Here is a 13,899-nt window from a genome sequence, read left to right as displayed (position 1 = left end):
TCAGAGCTTCTTCCGTCACGCATCGCCGAACGAGGCAGGCTCGGGCCGACCGCAGTGCAACTTGTCCCCCCGTGCCCCGCTAGGCTATGGTGCCCCGTCGTTGCCGGGGTAGCGACGAGTCGACCGTGACGTTTGGCACGGTTACAAGCGGTAAGAACGAACACAAGGCGGTAGGGGAGAAACATGCTGAAAAACCTGTTCGCGACGCATCCGATCCAGGCGTCGCCGCACGTCGATGCGGGCGAAATTCCGCATGACAGCCTGCAAGGCGAGGCCAGTCTCAAGCGCGTGCTGACAGCGCGCCATCTGGTCATGCTGGGCATCGGCGCCGTGATCGGCGCAGGTATTTTCGTCATCACCGGCCAGGCCGCCGCGGAACACGCGGGCCCCGCCCTGATCATCAGCTTCATCGTCGCCGGCATCGCCTGCGCCTTCGCGGGCCTGTGCTACGCCGAATTCGCCGCGATGATCCCGGTTTCCGGCAGCGCCTACGCCTACTCCTATGCAACCCTCGGCGAAATCGTCGCCTGGTTCATCGGCTGGAACCTCGTTCTCGAATATCTCTTTGCCGTCGCCACGGTGGCGGCGGGCTGGTCGGGCTATTTCAACGAGTGCCTGTCCATCCTCAGCCACTGGACGGGGCTGTCGTTGTCGCTGCCCGAAAGCCTGGCGTCGGCGCCGCTCGCGTTCATGGATGGCAGCCAGATCGAACATCTGAAAGCCGGCCAGCAGGTGATCGCGAAGTTCTCCGAACACTTCTACCTGGTCAGCACCAACACCATCATCAACCTGCCCGCGATCCTGATCGTGACCGCGCTGACGATGCTGTGCTATCGCGGCATCACCCAGTCGACCTTCGTCAACTCGGTCATCGTGGCGATCAAGGTGATCGTGATCCTGCTGTTCCTGGTGTTCGCGTTCCGCTTCATCGATCCCTCGAACTGGCATCCGTTCATTCCGCCGGAAGAAGGCCCCGGCCGCTTCGGCACCAGCGGCATCTTCCGCGCCGCCGTGCTGGTGTTCTTCTCCTACGTGGGCTTCGACGCGGTGTCGACCGCAGCCGGCGAAGCCAAGAACCCGCAGCGCGACATGCCGATCGGCATCCTGGGCTCGCTGCTCATCTGCACCATCCTGTACATCGCGATGGCGCTGACGCTCACGGGCATCGCCCCGTACCGCATGCTGGGTACGCCCGAACCGGTGGCCACCGCGCTGAGCATCCATCCCGAACTCAACTGGCTGAAGGCGATCGTCTCGTTCGGCGCGCTGGCCGGCCTGAGCTCCGTGATCCTGGTGATGCTGCTGGGCACTTCGCGCATCTTCTTCAGCATGGCGAAGGACGGCTTGCTGGGTAAGGGCATCTCCCGCGTGCATGCCAAACACCGTACGCCGCACGTCGCCACCATCATTGCGGGCGTGTCCGCATTGGTGCTCGCCGGCCTCTTCCCGGTCAGCATCCTGGGCGAGCTGGTGTCCATGGGCACCCTGCTGGCCTTCACCACGGTGTGCATCGGCGTGCTGATCCTGCGATACACCCGTCCCGAGCTGCCACGCACCTTCCGCGTGCCGGGTATCTGGGTGGTCAGCATTCTCGGTTCGGTGATCTGCCTTTACCTGTTCTGGCAGTCGTTCCGCGCCAACTGGCCGCTCATGGTGGGCTGGACCACCTTCGGCATGCTGATCTATTTCTTCTATGGGTATTCCCATAGCAAGCTCCGCAAGCAAAACTCCTGATCCGACACACGAAGGGCCGGCCCAGTGCCGGCCCTCTCGTTATGACCGGGGGCGCTGATGGCCCCAGCTTTACCAGGTTGACGCATGCTCAAACAGCTACTCGCCCGCAAGACCGACTTCTCCGACGCCGACGACGCCGACGACGCCGCCCACGGCCCTACCCTGCGCCGCACGCTCGGCCCTTGGGGCATCACGGCCCTGGGCATCGGCGCCGTGATTGGCACCGGCATCTTCGTCGTTACCGGCCAGGCAGCCGCGGAACACGCCGGCCCGGCGGTGCTGATCTCCTTCATCCTCGCGGCGATCTGCAGCGGCTTCACCGCGCTGTGCTATGCCGAGTTCGCCACGCTGATCCCGATCTCGGGCAGTTCGTATTCCTATGCATACGCCACGCTGGGTGAACTGGTGGCCTGGTTCATCGGCTGGAACATGGTGCTGGAATACGGCATCTCCGCGTCCGCGGTCGCCGCCAGTTGGACGGGCTATTTCACCAGCCTGCTCGACCAGCTCGGCATCCATCTTCCGCAGGCCCTGACTGAAGCGCCGCTGGCGTTCACCGACGGGCACCTGGTCGCAACCGGCCACATCATGAATCTCCCGGCCGTGGCGATCGTGCTCGCGCTCACCTGGCTCTGCTACGTCGGCATCCGCGAATCGTCGGGCCTGAACGTGCTGATGGTCGGCCTCAAGGTCGGCCTGATCATCATCGTGGTGGTCGCTGGCTATCGCTACATCGATCCGTCGAACTGGCATCCGTTCATCCCGGAAAACCAGGGGCCGGGCAAGTACGGCTGGTCCGGCATCATGCGTGGCGCGGCCATGGTGTTCTTCGCCTATATCGGCTTCGAGGCGACATCCACCGCGGCGCAGGAATGCAAGAACCCGCAGCGTGACCTGCCGTTCGGCACGCTGGTCTCGCTGGTGATCTGCACCATCCTCTACCTCGCCATGGCTGCCGTGCTGACGGGCCTGGCTTCGTACACGGACCTGGGTACCAGCGAGCCCGTGGTCACCGCCATCAAGGGCCATCCGGAGCTGGGCTGGCTGCGCACCGTGGTGGAAATCGGCGCGCTGATCGGCCTGTCCTCGGTGATCCTGGTGATGATCATCGCGCAGCCGCGCATCTTCATGATCATGTCGCGCGACGGCCTGCTGCCGAAGGTGTTCAACCGCATCCATCCGAAGCACCGCACGCCACACATCAACACCGTGATCACCGGTGTCGGCATCGCGATTCTCGCCGCCGTGTTCCCGCTCGACCTGCTGGCCGACCTGACCTCGATGGGCACGCTGATAGCGTTCGTCGCGGTATGCGCGGGCGTGTTGATCCTTCGCTATACCTCGCCGGAACTGCATCGTGGTTTCCGCGTGCCCTGGGCATGGGTGATCTGCCCGGCCGGTGTGCTCAGCTGCCTGGCCCTGCTGGCCTTCATGAGCTGGTTCAACTGGTTGCTGATGATCGTCTGGACGGCCATGGGCCTGGCCATCTACTTCGGCTATGGCATCCGCCACAGCCGCCTCCATCGCCAGCCTGCCCGCCAAAACAGCGATTCTTCGTCGATCTGACGGCAATTTCACCGAAAACGCCGGGTAGCCGATGCCCTACCCGGCGTAACGAATGAAAGCTTCCTGCCGAACATTCGTGAGGTCCAGTCTCGAATGTGTTTTTAAGTTATTGTTTTTTATCGTTTTAACGAGACTTTTTCGATAAAAATTTAGGACCGCCCGGCCCCAAAACGGCCCTCCAGGAGTATCATCTGTGCTCCGTGGGTTGATCACTTGGCAGTGGGCCCCGGATTGCCGCCCGGCGCGTCAGGCGGGTCAGCTCCTCGGCCTGACGCGTCTGGGCAGCATCTTCTACTCACCGAGTTCTTCGGTCCGAGTTCTTCCCTTGTTGCATAAAGCTCGCGCGAAGATCAGGTCATCGCGGTGTCGTTGCGAGCATGCGGATCGATGCTTCATGCGAAGCACTGATCGATCATGAGGCACACGCCTTATTGCAGCGCTCAAAAACAAGAAGGCCGGCGATCGCCGGCCTTCGCATCGATCCGTGTCGTGCGTCAGGCTTTCTTCGGCGCGTGCGACACGCACCAGCCCTTCGCATTGACCGATTTGCCGGGGAACAGCTGGCACGGACCGTAACCCGTCGCACCACCGGAGTAGAACTGGCAGTTGGCGCAGTCGTCGCCGGCCTTGTGCTTCGCATCGCTCGTCTTGCTGGCGTCTTCGACGTAACCGAGGGCCTTCGCCGTCGGATCGGATTCAGCCACGTGGGGAAGGTCCGCAGCACGCGCGAAACGCGGCAAGCCGCCACCAATCACCACCGCGGCCGCGGCAGTTCCCGCTGCAGCCTTGAGAAAGCGACGACGCGATTCGATATCTTTTTCATGCGACATTGGTCCAACCTCCGTCCGACAAAATATCCACCACGCCCGTGGCGGATCTCTCCGCATGCTACTAGCCTCGCGGATAAGTCGTGAGAACGAATCGCATTTTCGGCATTGGACGTGAAATCGCCGTGGTATAGTTGCCGTTCATTTGGACGTCCATAACCCCATGAGCCAGATCCTTCCCGCCACGATTCCCGCCGAGCTGTTCGCGGAGCGCGCCGATGCCATTGCCGTTGCCGCGGGCGAATTGGCCGCAGCCGGATGGACGCCCGCCACCAGCAGCAATTTCTCCATGCGCCTGGATGGCGAACACGCCGCCATCACGATCTCGGGACGCGACAAGGGCAAGCTGAGTCGCGACGACATCATGGTGATCGACATGCACGGCAAGGCGGTCGGCACTTCCGCCCGCCCCAGCGCGGAGACCGAGCTGCATACGCAGATCTATCGCCGCATGCCCGAGATGAATGTCGTGCTTCACACGCATTCGCGCACGCAAAGCGTGGCCTCGCGTCTGTTTGCGCGCGAAGGCGTGGTAAAGCTGGAAGGCTGGGAACTGCAGAAGGCCATCGCGGGTCAAACCACCCACGACGCCGAACTGGCGATCCCGGTATTCCCCAACACCCAGCACATGCCCGAGCTGGTGGCACAGGTGGATGCCTGGCTCGACGCCGGCAAGCCGCTGCACGCCTATCTCATCAACGGTCACGGCATCTACACCTGGGGCCGTGACATGGCCGAGACGCGCCGCCATCTGGAGGCGCTGGAATTCCTGCTTGGCTGCGAACTCGATCTGAGGAGACTCTCCGCATGAGCCGTCTGCGTATTTTCCAGGACAGCCGCCCCGACGCTCCACTGAGCGTGTACACCGACCACGCCGAGATCGCCACCGAACTGGCGAAGGCCGGCGTGCGCTTCGAGCAGTGGGAAGCCAGCCAGCCGATCGCGCCGGGCGCCAGCCAGGACGAAGTCATCGCGGCATACCGTGCCGACATCGATCGCCTGATGTCCGAAGAAGGCTACCAGGCGGTCGACGTCATCAGCCTCAAACCGGACCATCCGGATCGCGCGACGCTGCGCCAGAAGTTCCTTAGCGAGCACACGCACAGCGAAGACGAAGTCCGCTTCTTCGTGGCCGGCGCTGGCCAGTTCACCTTGCACCTGGGAGACAAGGTCTACGACATCCTGTGCGAACAGGGCGACCTGATCGGCGTGCCTGACGGCACCCGCCACTGGTTCGACATGAGCGAGTCGCCGTATTTCGTGGCGATCCGCCTGTTCACCAACAAGGAAGGCTGGGTCGCGAACTTCACCGGCGAGGACATCGCCCAGCGTTTCCCGCGCATGACGCCGCACGGATCTGCGCAGGCAGCCTGAGCGTCCCGTCCCCCTGTAGGAGCGCACCCAGTGCGCGATCGGTCTCGCAGATCGACGCGCCGATCGCGCACTGGGTGCGCTCCTACAGAAGAGGTGACGTCGGCCCTCGCCGGGCGCCGCGGCCACGGGTAAGCTTGTCTGCCCTGCAGCCTGGTTTCCCCGCATGACCACCATCCGCGCCGTCGTTACCGACATCGAGGGCACCACCAGTTCCATCCGCTTCGTCAAGGACGTGCTGTTTCCGTACGCCCGCGAGCGCCTGCCCGCCTTCGTGGAAACCCATGGCGACACGCCGGAGGTGCAGCATTGGCTGCACGAGGCGGCCAAGGAAGCCGGCATCGTGGAAGCTTCGCGGCAGGAAGTGATCGAGATGCTGCTGCGCTGGATCGACGAGGACCGCAAGTCCACGGCGCTCAAGGCGCTGCAGGGCATGATCTGGAAGGACGGCTACGAGAACGGCGACTACCAGGCCCACATGTATCCGGAAGTGTCCGCGCGGCTGCACGCCTGGCGCGCGGATGGCCTGCACCTCTACGTGTATTCGTCCGGCTCGGTGCCCGCGCAGAAGTTGTTCTTCGGCTACAGCGAGGCGGGCGATCTTCGGCCGCTGTTCTCCGGCTACTTCGATACCGAGACCGGCGCCAAGCGCGAACGCGCGTCCTACGAGAAGATCGCCGAGGCAATCGGCGAACAGCCGGGCCATATCCTGTTCCTGTCCGACATCGTGGAAGAACTGGATGCCGCCAAGGCCGCCGGCCTGCAGACCGGCTGGCTGCTGCGCGAGCCGCTGACGGTGCCGGACGCGCCGCGCCATCCTGCCTATCGCGATTTCGACGCCATCGTTCTCTGACCTGCCCGGGCTCCCGCCATGCGTATCGCTCTGACTGCCCTGCTCGCCTTCGCGGCCGGCGTGTTGCTCATGTTGGGACTGACGCGGCACGCGCCGCCAGCGGGTGAACCAGGCACCGCCGTCAATCACGCCGCGGCCGCGACCAGCAGTGCGTTGCCGGCCGATAACCAGAGCACCGACGAGCCCGACAACTCGGCCGACAACTGGCCACAGCATGCGCCGTCGCCGGAACAGGTGATGTATGCCCAGCGCGGCATGGTGCACAAGGCGCTGGCGAACCTGGGTCCACGCGTCGCCGGCCAGCCCAACGTGTATGTGCTCGCGTTCGGCGGCGACGCCGGCGAAGACGTGTTCCGCAACGAAACCGAATATGCCGCCAGGATGTTTCCGCAGCGCTTCGGCGCGGCGACGCACGTGATGGTGCTGGAAAACAACCCGGCCTCGCTGGACGAGCGTCCGCTCGCGTCGTGGAGCAACCTGGAAACGGCGCTGGATGGGCTCGCCGACGTGATGAAGCCCGACGAGGACATCCTGCTGCTGTACATGACCACGCATGGCGACGAGGACCACAACCTGCTGGTCGACATGGACCCGCTGCCGCTGGACCAGATCGGCGCGCCGGACCTGGCCGACATCCTCCACAAGCGCCCGTTCAAGTGGAAGGTCGTGGTGGTGAATGCCTGCTACTCGGGTGGCTTCGTTCCTCCCCTGCAGGGCGCAGGCACGCTGGTGATCACCGCCGCCCGTGCGGACCGCAGCTCGTTCGGCTGCGGCAGCGATTCGGACATCACCTATTTCGGCCGCGCCTGGCTGGTCGACGGCCTCAACCACACGCCGGATTTCATGGAGGCGTTCCGACAGGCTTCCCGCGAAATCACGCAGTGGGAAGCGAAGGACAAGCTGACGCCCTCCGAACCGCAGATGAGCGTAGGCGCGGGTATCGCCGACCAGTTGGCCCAGTGGCGCCGCCACGTCGTGCCCGGGCCGGTCGTGGCGTTCAAGCCGGCACCATCGGCCCACGCCTTGCCGACGCGGTAAAGCCGCGCGCTCAGGCGGGCACGGGGCTTCGTGCGTGCCAGATCCAACGCTCGTGGTTGAGCGTGGCGCCCTGCCCGTCACGCGGGAACAACACGGCACCGCGCGGCGCCACGCGCAATTCCATGCCTGCATGCAGGCCCAGCCGCGACAAATCCTCGCTGGCGATATCGGCTTCCAGCGGCTGGCCGAGTGATTCCACATGCAATTCGAGGTGCGCCACGCTACCAGCCAGGTAGATGTGGCGCAGCCGCGCTTCCCACGCCGGTTGCGAAGCCGGTACCGCCAGGCGCAGCTGCTCAGGACGCACGTAAGCCACTGCTTCGTGATATCGGCCCTGCCAGGGATCATCCCCAGGCTGCCATCCGCCGGCAGCCCATCCGGTGCCGTTGCGCCTCACGATGAAGCGGTTGACCTTGCCGATGAACTCGCACACGAAGGGCGTGGCCGGCTGTTGATAGATCATCTCCGGGGACCCGACCTGCTCCACGCGACCGTTGTTCATCACGGCGACGCGATCAGCCAGCTCCAGCGCCTCTTCCTGGTCGTGCGTGACGAACACGGTGGTGAGGTCGAGTTCCTCGTGCAGTTCGCGCAGCCAGCGACGCAAGGTGACGCGGACCTGTGCATCCAGCGCACCGAACGGTTCGTCCAGCAGCAACATGTCCGGCTCCACGGCCAAGGCGCGCGCCAGCGCCACGCGTTGGCGCTGGCCACCCGACAACTGCGACGGATAACGGCGCCCGAGGCCATCCAGTTGCACGCGCTTGAGCAGGCGCTCCACGCGCTCACGGATCACCGCTCGCGACGGCCGCTTGCGCCAGGGCCGCACGCGCAGGCCGAACGCGATGTTCTCCAGCACGGTGAGGTGGCGGAACAATGCGTAATGCTGGAATACCATGCCGATGTTGCGCTCGCGCGCGTTCGTGGCGAGAAAGTCCTTGCCATCCTTCAGCACGCTGCCGGTGTCGGGGTAATCCAGGCCAGCGAGGATGCGGAGCAGCGTTGTCTTGCCTGAGCCGGATGGTCCCAGCAAGGCAAGAAACTCTCCGGGCGCGATCTGCAGGCTGACATCGTCCAGTGCCTGGTATTCGGCGAAGCGTCGGTTCAGATGGGACAGCTCGAGCGTCATGGATGTCCCCAGAGCCTGTTCAATGTCTCCGCGTGGCCCGCGCCGGAAGCTGTTTGCACGCAGACCAAGGAAGAACGAAGGAGTGTACGTCCGTACACGACTGAGTGATGACGCCGGACTGTGGGCAAACAGACCCGGCCCAGAGGGTTGTTCACCCCAAGCGCCCTGTGAGCCGCCCGCAGCTTGACCTGACGGCCAGTCAGGCGCGGCGCTACGGGCGGCTCACAGGGCGCTTGGGATGAACAACGCGGGCTACGTGGAGACATTGAACAGGCTCTCAGTGCCCGCCCGGCGCGTGCGCGGCGATTTCGTCACCATACCGCCATTCCAGCAGGGTTTTCACGGCCAGCGTGAGCAGGGCCAGCAGCGCCAGCAGCGAAGCCACGGCGAAAGCGCCCACGTAATCGTATTCGTTGTAGCGCATCTCCACTTCCAGCGGCATGGTGGTGGTCAGTCCGCGGATGTGGCCTGACACCACCGATACCGCGCCGAATTCACCCATCGCGCGCGCGTTGCACAAGAGCACGCCGTACAGCAGCGCCCAGCGGATGTTGGGCAGGGTGACGCGGAAGAACATCTGCCAGCCGCTGGCGCCCAGCACGCGTGCGGCCTCCTCTTCCTCGCTGCCCTGCGCCTCCATCAGGGGAATGAGTTCGCGGGCCACGAACGGCAATGTGATGAAGATCGTCGCCAGCACCAATCCCGGCACCGCGTAGATCACCTTGACGCCATGCGCATCCAGCCAGGGACCAAACCAGCCCTGCGCACCGAACAGCAGCACGTAGACCAGGCCCGAAATGACCGGGGACACCGAGAACGGCAGGTCGATGAGCGCGCCGAGCAAGGTCTTGCCACGGAATTCGAAGCGCGTCATCGCCCACGCGGCCGCGATGCCGAAGATCACGTTGAGCGGCACGGCGATGACGGCAACCAGCAAGGTCAGGCGAATGGCCGAACGCGCTTCAGGCTGGCGGATGGCCGCGAGATAAGGCGTCACGCCGTCGCGAAATGCCTCGGCAAAAACGGTGGCCAGCGGCGCTAAGAGGAACGCGACCAGGAACGCCAGCGCGAGCAGTATGAGTGCGACGTGGCCGAGACGACGCGGCCAACTGGTCGAACGCGAACGCATGCCGCGGCTCACTGGGCGCGCTCCGCCCAGCGGTTGCTCCAGCGCTGGAGCAAAGCGACCAGGACCAGCAGCAGGAAGGAAAGCAGCAGCATCGCGACACCCAACGCGGCAGCGCCGGCATAGTCGAATTGTTCGAGCTTCTGCACGATCAGCAGCGGCGCGATTTCCGAGCGCATCGGAATGTTGCCCGCGATGAAGATCACCGAACCGTACTCGCCCACCGCGCGCGCCAATGCCAACGCGAAGCCGGTCAGCAGCGTGGGCGCCAGCATCGGCAGGATCACGCGGAAGAAGGTCTGGTAGCGACGCGCACCGAGGCTCTCGGCGGCTTCTTCCACATCGCGCTCCAGTGACGCCAGCACGGGTTGCAAGGTGCGCACCACGAACGGGAAGCCGACGAACACCATCGCGACGAGCACGCCGACCGGCGTGTACGCCACCTTGATGCCCAGCGGCTCCAGCCATCGTCCCAGCCAGCCGTTGGGCGCATACAGCGTCGTGAGCGCGATACCCGCCACCGCCGTCGGCAATGCGAATGGCAGATCCACCAGTGCATCGAACAGGCGCCGCCCGGGAAAGCGATAACGCACCAGCACCCAGCCGATCAGCAGTCCCACCACGGCGTTGATCAAAGCCGCCAGCACGGCGCCGAACAGGCTTAGCCGAAGCGCCGCCAACGTGCGTGGACCGGACAGCAACTGGATCAATCCATGAACGCCGATGCCGGTCGCCTTCCAGGCCAACGCAGCCAGCGGCAGCAGAACGATCAGCCCCAGGTAAGTCAGCGCATAGCCGAAACTGAGACCAAAGCCGGGCAGCACCTGCTTTCGCATGGCATCAACGCCCTGCGCCCAACTGGTCGAAGATGGCGCCCTCGGCGAAGAATTTCGCCTGCGCCTGCCGCCAGTCGCCAAACAGCTCGCTGATGGTGAACGTGTGCGTGGCCGGGAATTGCCCCGCATAGCGCGCGGCTACCTCCGGCGAGCGCGGGCGATAGTAGTTCTTTGCCGCGATCTCCTGGCCCTGCGGTGTATAGAGGAACTGCACGTACGCCTCCGCGACGGCGCGCGTACCGTGTTTGTCCGCGTTCGCGTCGACCACCGCGACCGGTGGCTCGGCGAGGATGGTCACCGACGGCACCACGATGTCGAACTTGTCCTTGCCGAGTTGCCGCTGCGCAAGCAACGCTTCGTTTTCCCATGCAATCAGCACATCGCCGATGCCTCGCTGCGCGAAGGTATTGGTGGCGCCGCGCGCCCCGGTGTCGAGTACCGGCACGTGCTTGTACAACTCCTGCACATACGCCCTGGCCTTGGCCTCGTTGCCGCCCGGTTGCTTCAACGCATAGCCCCACGCGGCCAGGAAGTTCCAGCGTGCGCCGCCGGACGACTTCGGATTGGGCGTCACCACCTGCACGCCGGGACGCACGAGGTCGGCCCAATCCCTGATGCCCTTGGGATTGCCCTTGCGCACCAGGAACACGATGGCGGAGGTATAGGGCGATGCGTTGTCCGGCAGTCGCGTCTGCCAGGTCTTGGCAATCAGCCCATGATCGGCCACGGCATCGATGTCGTAGGCGAGCGCGAGCGTGACCACGTCGGCGGGCAGGCCATCGACGACCGAGCGCGCCTGCTTGCCGGACCCACCATGCGACATCTGGACGGTCACGCTGTCGCCATGCTGTGCCTTCCACTGCGCGGCGAACGCGTTGTTGATATCCCGATACAGTTCGCGCGTCGGATCGTAGGAAACATTGAGCAGGGTGACATCCTTGGCTGCCACGCTGGCCGCCAGCAGAGCGCCGGCGAGCGCCACCAGGCACGGAACGAGCTTCTTCATGACGTCTCCTGCGATGGCACGAACGACCAGATTATCGGGCCGCCATGCGTTTGCGAAATCGCAATATGGCATAACCTCATGGCATCGCCATGCGTGAAATCAGTGCAAAGCCACTGGCGCGCCCTTCACGAGCCCTCGCTGGCGCTCTCGCGCGGACCACCCGCCCTTCCCGCCGTCGCCAGCTGTACCGCCAATCGGTGCGCTGCCGCGCGGATTTCCGGCATGGCGGTACATTCCCACAAGTTGCCGCGGAGCAGCGATCCGATCGCGTAGAGGCCGGGAAGGGGCGCGCCGCGGGCATCGACCAGTTGCCCATCCGCTTGCGCGGAAACACCCAGCTGCAAGGGGTCGGCTACCGCGAGGCCATCGCGCAACAACTGCGCAAGTAGCTCATGCGCACCGTACGCGACCGCCGTATCCAGGCCCGTCGCCTGAATCACCAGGTCCGCCTCGATCGTCGTCACGAGCTGGGTCGCGCGCTCGCGCAGCGTGAGCTGCAAGGGTGACGTGCCGTCGACATCAAGCACGCGCGACGCGAGCACCTGCAGTCTTCCTTCCTCCTGCCATTGATGGATGGCCTCGCCGGACGCGGGTGCCATGCGGTGACGCGCGGCCTCCCAGATCCAGCGCGCATGCCGCAAGAACTGCCGCCGCCGCGCATGGCTCATGCCCTGCCAGAGCAGCGCGTTGATGGGGCGCATGCCGTCGACGAGACTGCGCCAGTCCGTCTCCGGCGCGTCCGCCATCGCACGCCGAACATGACGAAGCATCTGGGCGGGGCCACAGCTGCCCAGCAATGCCTGGTTGAGTTCCTCCTGGCGTGCATAGGGGGCCAGCGGCAGTGCAGAGTGCGTGAAAGGCCACAAGCCATGGCGCGAAACGGCTATCAGCTCCGCATGCGGCCATCGCACGGCGGCCGAGAGCAAGGTATCGACGGCCGTGAGGCCCGTGCCGATGACCACGATGCGTCGCGGTGGTTTCGGATGACGATCGAGCCGCCACGGATCGAGCTCGTACGCGCCGCCGGCCAATGCCGTGGTCGATACCGTGCGCAGCGGACGCTGCGACAACGCACCGATCGCCAGTACCACCCGTGAGACGTCGAGCCAGCGATCCGCTCCCACGCGCACCGCGTAACCGCCTTCGGCGCGGGCCAGCACTTCGCGCGCGCTGCCCGGATGGATGCGAAAGCTTCGCCCTGCGCGCCGAGCCGCATCGATGCGCGCGCCAACCTGTGCCTGGATGAAATCGCCGAACAGTCGGCGCGGAAGGAAATCCGTACCTTTTACCTGGCCGAGCTGGCGCGAGGCATGCTGGATGAAATCCTCCGCATGCTCGTGGAACACGCCCATGCCTGATGCGCGCACATTCAACAGATGCCTGTCGTCGCCCGTCGCATAGGCAACGCCACGTCCCGGCGCCTGCTGCCCGACGATCCAATGCACCGTGCCGGCGTCGTACTGCGCCAGCAATTCGCCAAACGCGGCTGCGCCCGCTGCCCCACCACCGATCACTGCGATATCAGCCATCACTCGCTCCTCGGACTGCGGACATGAAGCCGGACGACCCGACGACGACGGGTCAACCGGCCACGCTCCCCTCGCTGGACATCACGGGTGAAAACCACCTTCACGACTTGGGCTGTACGGACGTCCAGCCGTCATCCGCATTCACGACGTGTGCCTTCGTGCGTGATGCAGAATCAAACACAGGCACCGTTAAGGTGACGCTAGCCGTCCGTCGGATTGCAGCGCGCCTCATTCCCGGGAGGTTATGAGGCCTCTCAGTGCGAATGGCGTTCCGCATGGCGCTGCGCGAGCACGCCTGCCACATCGGAGAGGCCCAGGCCGCGGGCACGCAGTGTCACCAGCAGGTGAAACACCAGATCGGCCGCTTCGCCAAGCAATGCATCGTCGTCCTGCGCGACGGCGGCGAGCGCGGTCTCCACGCCTTCCTCACCGACCTTCTGCGCCATGCGGCGGATACCGTCTTCGAACAGCCGCGTCGTATAGCTTCCTTCGGGCCGCTCGGCATATCGCTGCGCCACCAGCGCATCCAGCTCGGCAAGGAAGCCGGCCGCGGGGCGCACATCGTCGCCGAAGCAACTGCTGGTGCCCTTGTGGCAGGTCGGCCCGTGCGGCTCTGCAAGCACCAGCAGCGTGTCCGCATCGCAATCGACGCGCAGCGACTTCAGCACCAGCACATGCCCGGACGTTTCACCCTTGGTCCACAGGCGCTGCTTGCTGCGACTGAAGAAAGTCACATGGCCGATGGCCTGGGTCGTCGCCAGCGCATCGGCATTCATGTAGCCCAGCATCAACACTTCGCCGGTCAGCCAGTGCTGCACGACGACCGGCAGCAGGCCTGCGCCCTTGGCCCAATCGAGTTGCGCGGGATCGAGAGTGGAAGTCAT

General features: G+C 64.9%; 13 protein-coding genes. 6 read left to right on the top strand and 7 right to left on the bottom strand.

Annotated elements, in window-relative coordinates; translation table 11 throughout:
• The first annotated feature begins 183 nt into the window (after nt 1-183).
• Nucleotides 184-1,734, top strand: coding sequence for an APC family permease (locus CA260_RS08630; protein ID WP_111982316.1), 1,551 nt, complete (start codon nt 184-186; stop codon nt 1,732-1,734).
• Between the two features lie 84 nt (nt 1,735-1,818).
• Nucleotides 1,819-3,300 (top strand): amino acid permease, encoded by a 1,482-nt coding sequence (locus tag CA260_RS08625; RefSeq protein ID WP_111982315.1) that lies wholly within the window; start codon nt 1,819-1,821, stop codon nt 3,298-3,300.
• A 494-nt stretch (nt 3,301-3,794) separates the two neighbouring features.
• Here the strand turns inward: CA260_RS08625 and CA260_RS08620 are convergent, their stop codons facing one another.
• Complete coding sequence (locus CA260_RS08620; RefSeq protein WP_111982314.1) at nt 3,795-4,130, bottom strand: high-potential iron-sulfur protein; 336 nt, start codon at nt 4,128-4,130, stop codon at nt 3,795-3,797.
• Nucleotides 4,131-4,290: 160 nt separating this feature from the next.
• On the opposite strand from CA260_RS08620, the gene CA260_RS08615 reads away from it, so the two are divergent.
• The 4 genes from CA260_RS08615 to CA260_RS08600 all read left to right on the top strand — a co-directional run bounded on the left by CA260_RS08615 (nt 4,291) and on the right by CA260_RS08600 (nt 7,389).
• Nucleotides 4,291-4,938 carry a methylthioribulose 1-phosphate dehydratase gene (locus tag CA260_RS08615; RefSeq protein WP_111982313.1) on the top strand — a complete coding sequence of 216 codons (648 nt, stop codon included), beginning with the start codon at nt 4,291-4,293 and terminating at the stop codon, nt 4,936-4,938.
• Nucleotides 4,935-5,501: a 1,2-dihydroxy-3-keto-5-methylthiopentene dioxygenase gene (locus CA260_RS08610; protein WP_111982312.1), complete on the top strand. Its 567-nt coding sequence runs from the start codon at nt 4,935-4,937 to the stop codon at nt 5,499-5,501. The genes CA260_RS08615 and CA260_RS08610 overlap by 4 nt, the downstream gene beginning before the upstream one ends.
• 163 nt (nt 5,502-5,664) lie before the next feature.
• Nucleotides 5,665-6,351, top strand: coding sequence for an acireductone synthase (gene mtnC, locus CA260_RS08605; protein WP_111982311.1), 687 nt, complete (start codon nt 5,665-5,667; stop codon nt 6,349-6,351).
• 18 nt (nt 6,352-6,369) lie between these two features.
• Nucleotides 6,370-7,389 carry a C13 family peptidase gene (locus CA260_RS08600; protein ID WP_111982310.1) on the top strand — a complete coding sequence of 340 codons (1,020 nt, stop codon included), beginning with the start codon at nt 6,370-6,372 and terminating at the stop codon, nt 7,387-7,389.
• A 10-nt stretch (nt 7,390-7,399) separates the two neighbouring features.
• Here CA260_RS08600 and CA260_RS08595 read toward each other — a convergent pair whose 3' ends face one another.
• The 6 genes from CA260_RS08595 to hisIE all read right to left on the bottom strand — a co-directional run bounded on the left by CA260_RS08595 (nt 7,400) and on the right by hisIE (nt 13,899).
• A complete protein-coding gene (locus CA260_RS08595; RefSeq protein WP_111982309.1) occupies nt 7,400-8,518 on the bottom strand; it encodes a sulfate/molybdate ABC transporter ATP-binding protein in 1,119 nt (372 codons plus the stop codon).
• 277 nt (nt 8,519-8,795) lie between these two features.
• Entirely contained in the window at nt 8,796-9,647 is an 852-nt protein-coding gene (cysW, locus tag CA260_RS08590) for a sulfate ABC transporter permease subunit CysW (RefSeq protein ID WP_111982308.1), read from the bottom strand.
• An 8-nt stretch (nt 9,648-9,655) separates the two neighbouring features.
• Nucleotides 9,656-10,480 carry a sulfate ABC transporter permease subunit CysT gene (cysT, locus tag CA260_RS08585; RefSeq protein ID WP_111982307.1) on the bottom strand — a complete coding sequence of 275 codons (825 nt, stop codon included), beginning with the start codon at nt 10,478-10,480 and terminating at the stop codon, nt 9,656-9,658.
• 4 nt (nt 10,481-10,484) lie between these two features.
• Nucleotides 10,485-11,486, bottom strand: coding sequence for a sulfate ABC transporter substrate-binding protein (locus CA260_RS08580; RefSeq protein WP_111982306.1), 1,002 nt, complete (start codon nt 11,484-11,486; stop codon nt 10,485-10,487).
• 125 nt (nt 11,487-11,611) lie between these two features.
• On the bottom strand, nt 11,612-13,015 hold the full coding sequence (locus tag CA260_RS08575; RefSeq protein ID WP_111982305.1) for an FAD/NAD(P)-binding protein: 1,404 nt from the start codon (nt 13,013-13,015) through the stop codon (nt 11,612-11,614).
• 254 nt (nt 13,016-13,269) lie between these two features.
• Nucleotides 13,270-13,899 carry a bifunctional phosphoribosyl-AMP cyclohydrolase/phosphoribosyl-ATP diphosphatase HisIE gene (hisIE, locus tag CA260_RS08570; protein WP_111982304.1) on the bottom strand — a complete coding sequence of 210 codons (630 nt, stop codon included), beginning with the start codon at nt 13,897-13,899 and terminating at the stop codon, nt 13,270-13,272.

It is taken from the genome of Dyella jiangningensis (assembly GCF_003264855.1).
Taxonomy (GTDB): Bacteria; Pseudomonadota; Gammaproteobacteria; order Xanthomonadales; family Rhodanobacteraceae; genus Dyella; species Dyella jiangningensis_C.
The sequence above is the reverse complement of the archived record's forward strand: the minus strand, read 5'-3'. Positions and strand labels throughout refer to the sequence as shown.

What these genes read in the sequence shown, in the direction of transcription:
- hisIE (WP_111982304.1), bottom strand. Translation starts at nt 13,899, where the DNA reads ATGACTTCCACTCTCGATCCCGCGCAACTCGATTGGGCCAAGGGCGCA.
- cysW (WP_111982308.1), bottom strand. Translation starts at nt 9,647, where the DNA reads ATGCGTTCGCGTTCGACCAGTTGGCCGCGTCGTCTCGGCCACGTCGCA.
- CA260_RS08575 (WP_111982305.1), bottom strand. Translation starts at nt 13,015, where the DNA reads ATGGCTGATATCGCAGTGATCGGTGGTGGGGCAGCGGGCGCAGCCGCG.
- CA260_RS08600 (WP_111982310.1), top strand. Translation starts at nt 6,370, where the DNA reads ATGCGTATCGCTCTGACTGCCCTGCTCGCCTTCGCGGCCGGCGTGTTG.
- cysT (WP_111982307.1), bottom strand. Translation starts at nt 10,480, where the DNA reads ATGCGAAAGCAGGTGCTGCCCGGCTTTGGTCTCAGTTTCGGCTATGCG.
- CA260_RS08580 (WP_111982306.1), bottom strand. Translation starts at nt 11,486, where the DNA reads ATGAAGAAGCTCGTTCCGTGCCTGGTGGCGCTCGCCGGCGCTCTGCTG.
- CA260_RS08625 (WP_111982315.1), top strand. Translation starts at nt 1,819, where the DNA reads ATGCTCAAACAGCTACTCGCCCGCAAGACCGACTTCTCCGACGCCGAC.
- CA260_RS08610 (WP_111982312.1), top strand. Translation starts at nt 4,935, where the DNA reads ATGAGCCGTCTGCGTATTTTCCAGGACAGCCGCCCCGACGCTCCACTG.
- CA260_RS08630 (WP_111982316.1), top strand. Translation starts at nt 184, where the DNA reads ATGCTGAAAAACCTGTTCGCGACGCATCCGATCCAGGCGTCGCCGCAC.
- CA260_RS08620 (WP_111982314.1), bottom strand. Translation starts at nt 4,130, where the DNA reads ATGTCGCATGAAAAAGATATCGAATCGCGTCGTCGCTTTCTCAAGGCT.
- CA260_RS08595 (WP_111982309.1), bottom strand. Translation starts at nt 8,518, where the DNA reads ATGACGCTCGAGCTGTCCCATCTGAACCGACGCTTCGCCGAATACCAG.
- mtnC (WP_111982311.1), top strand. Translation starts at nt 5,665, where the DNA reads ATGACCACCATCCGCGCCGTCGTTACCGACATCGAGGGCACCACCAGT.
- CA260_RS08615 (WP_111982313.1), top strand. Translation starts at nt 4,291, where the DNA reads ATGAGCCAGATCCTTCCCGCCACGATTCCCGCCGAGCTGTTCGCGGAG.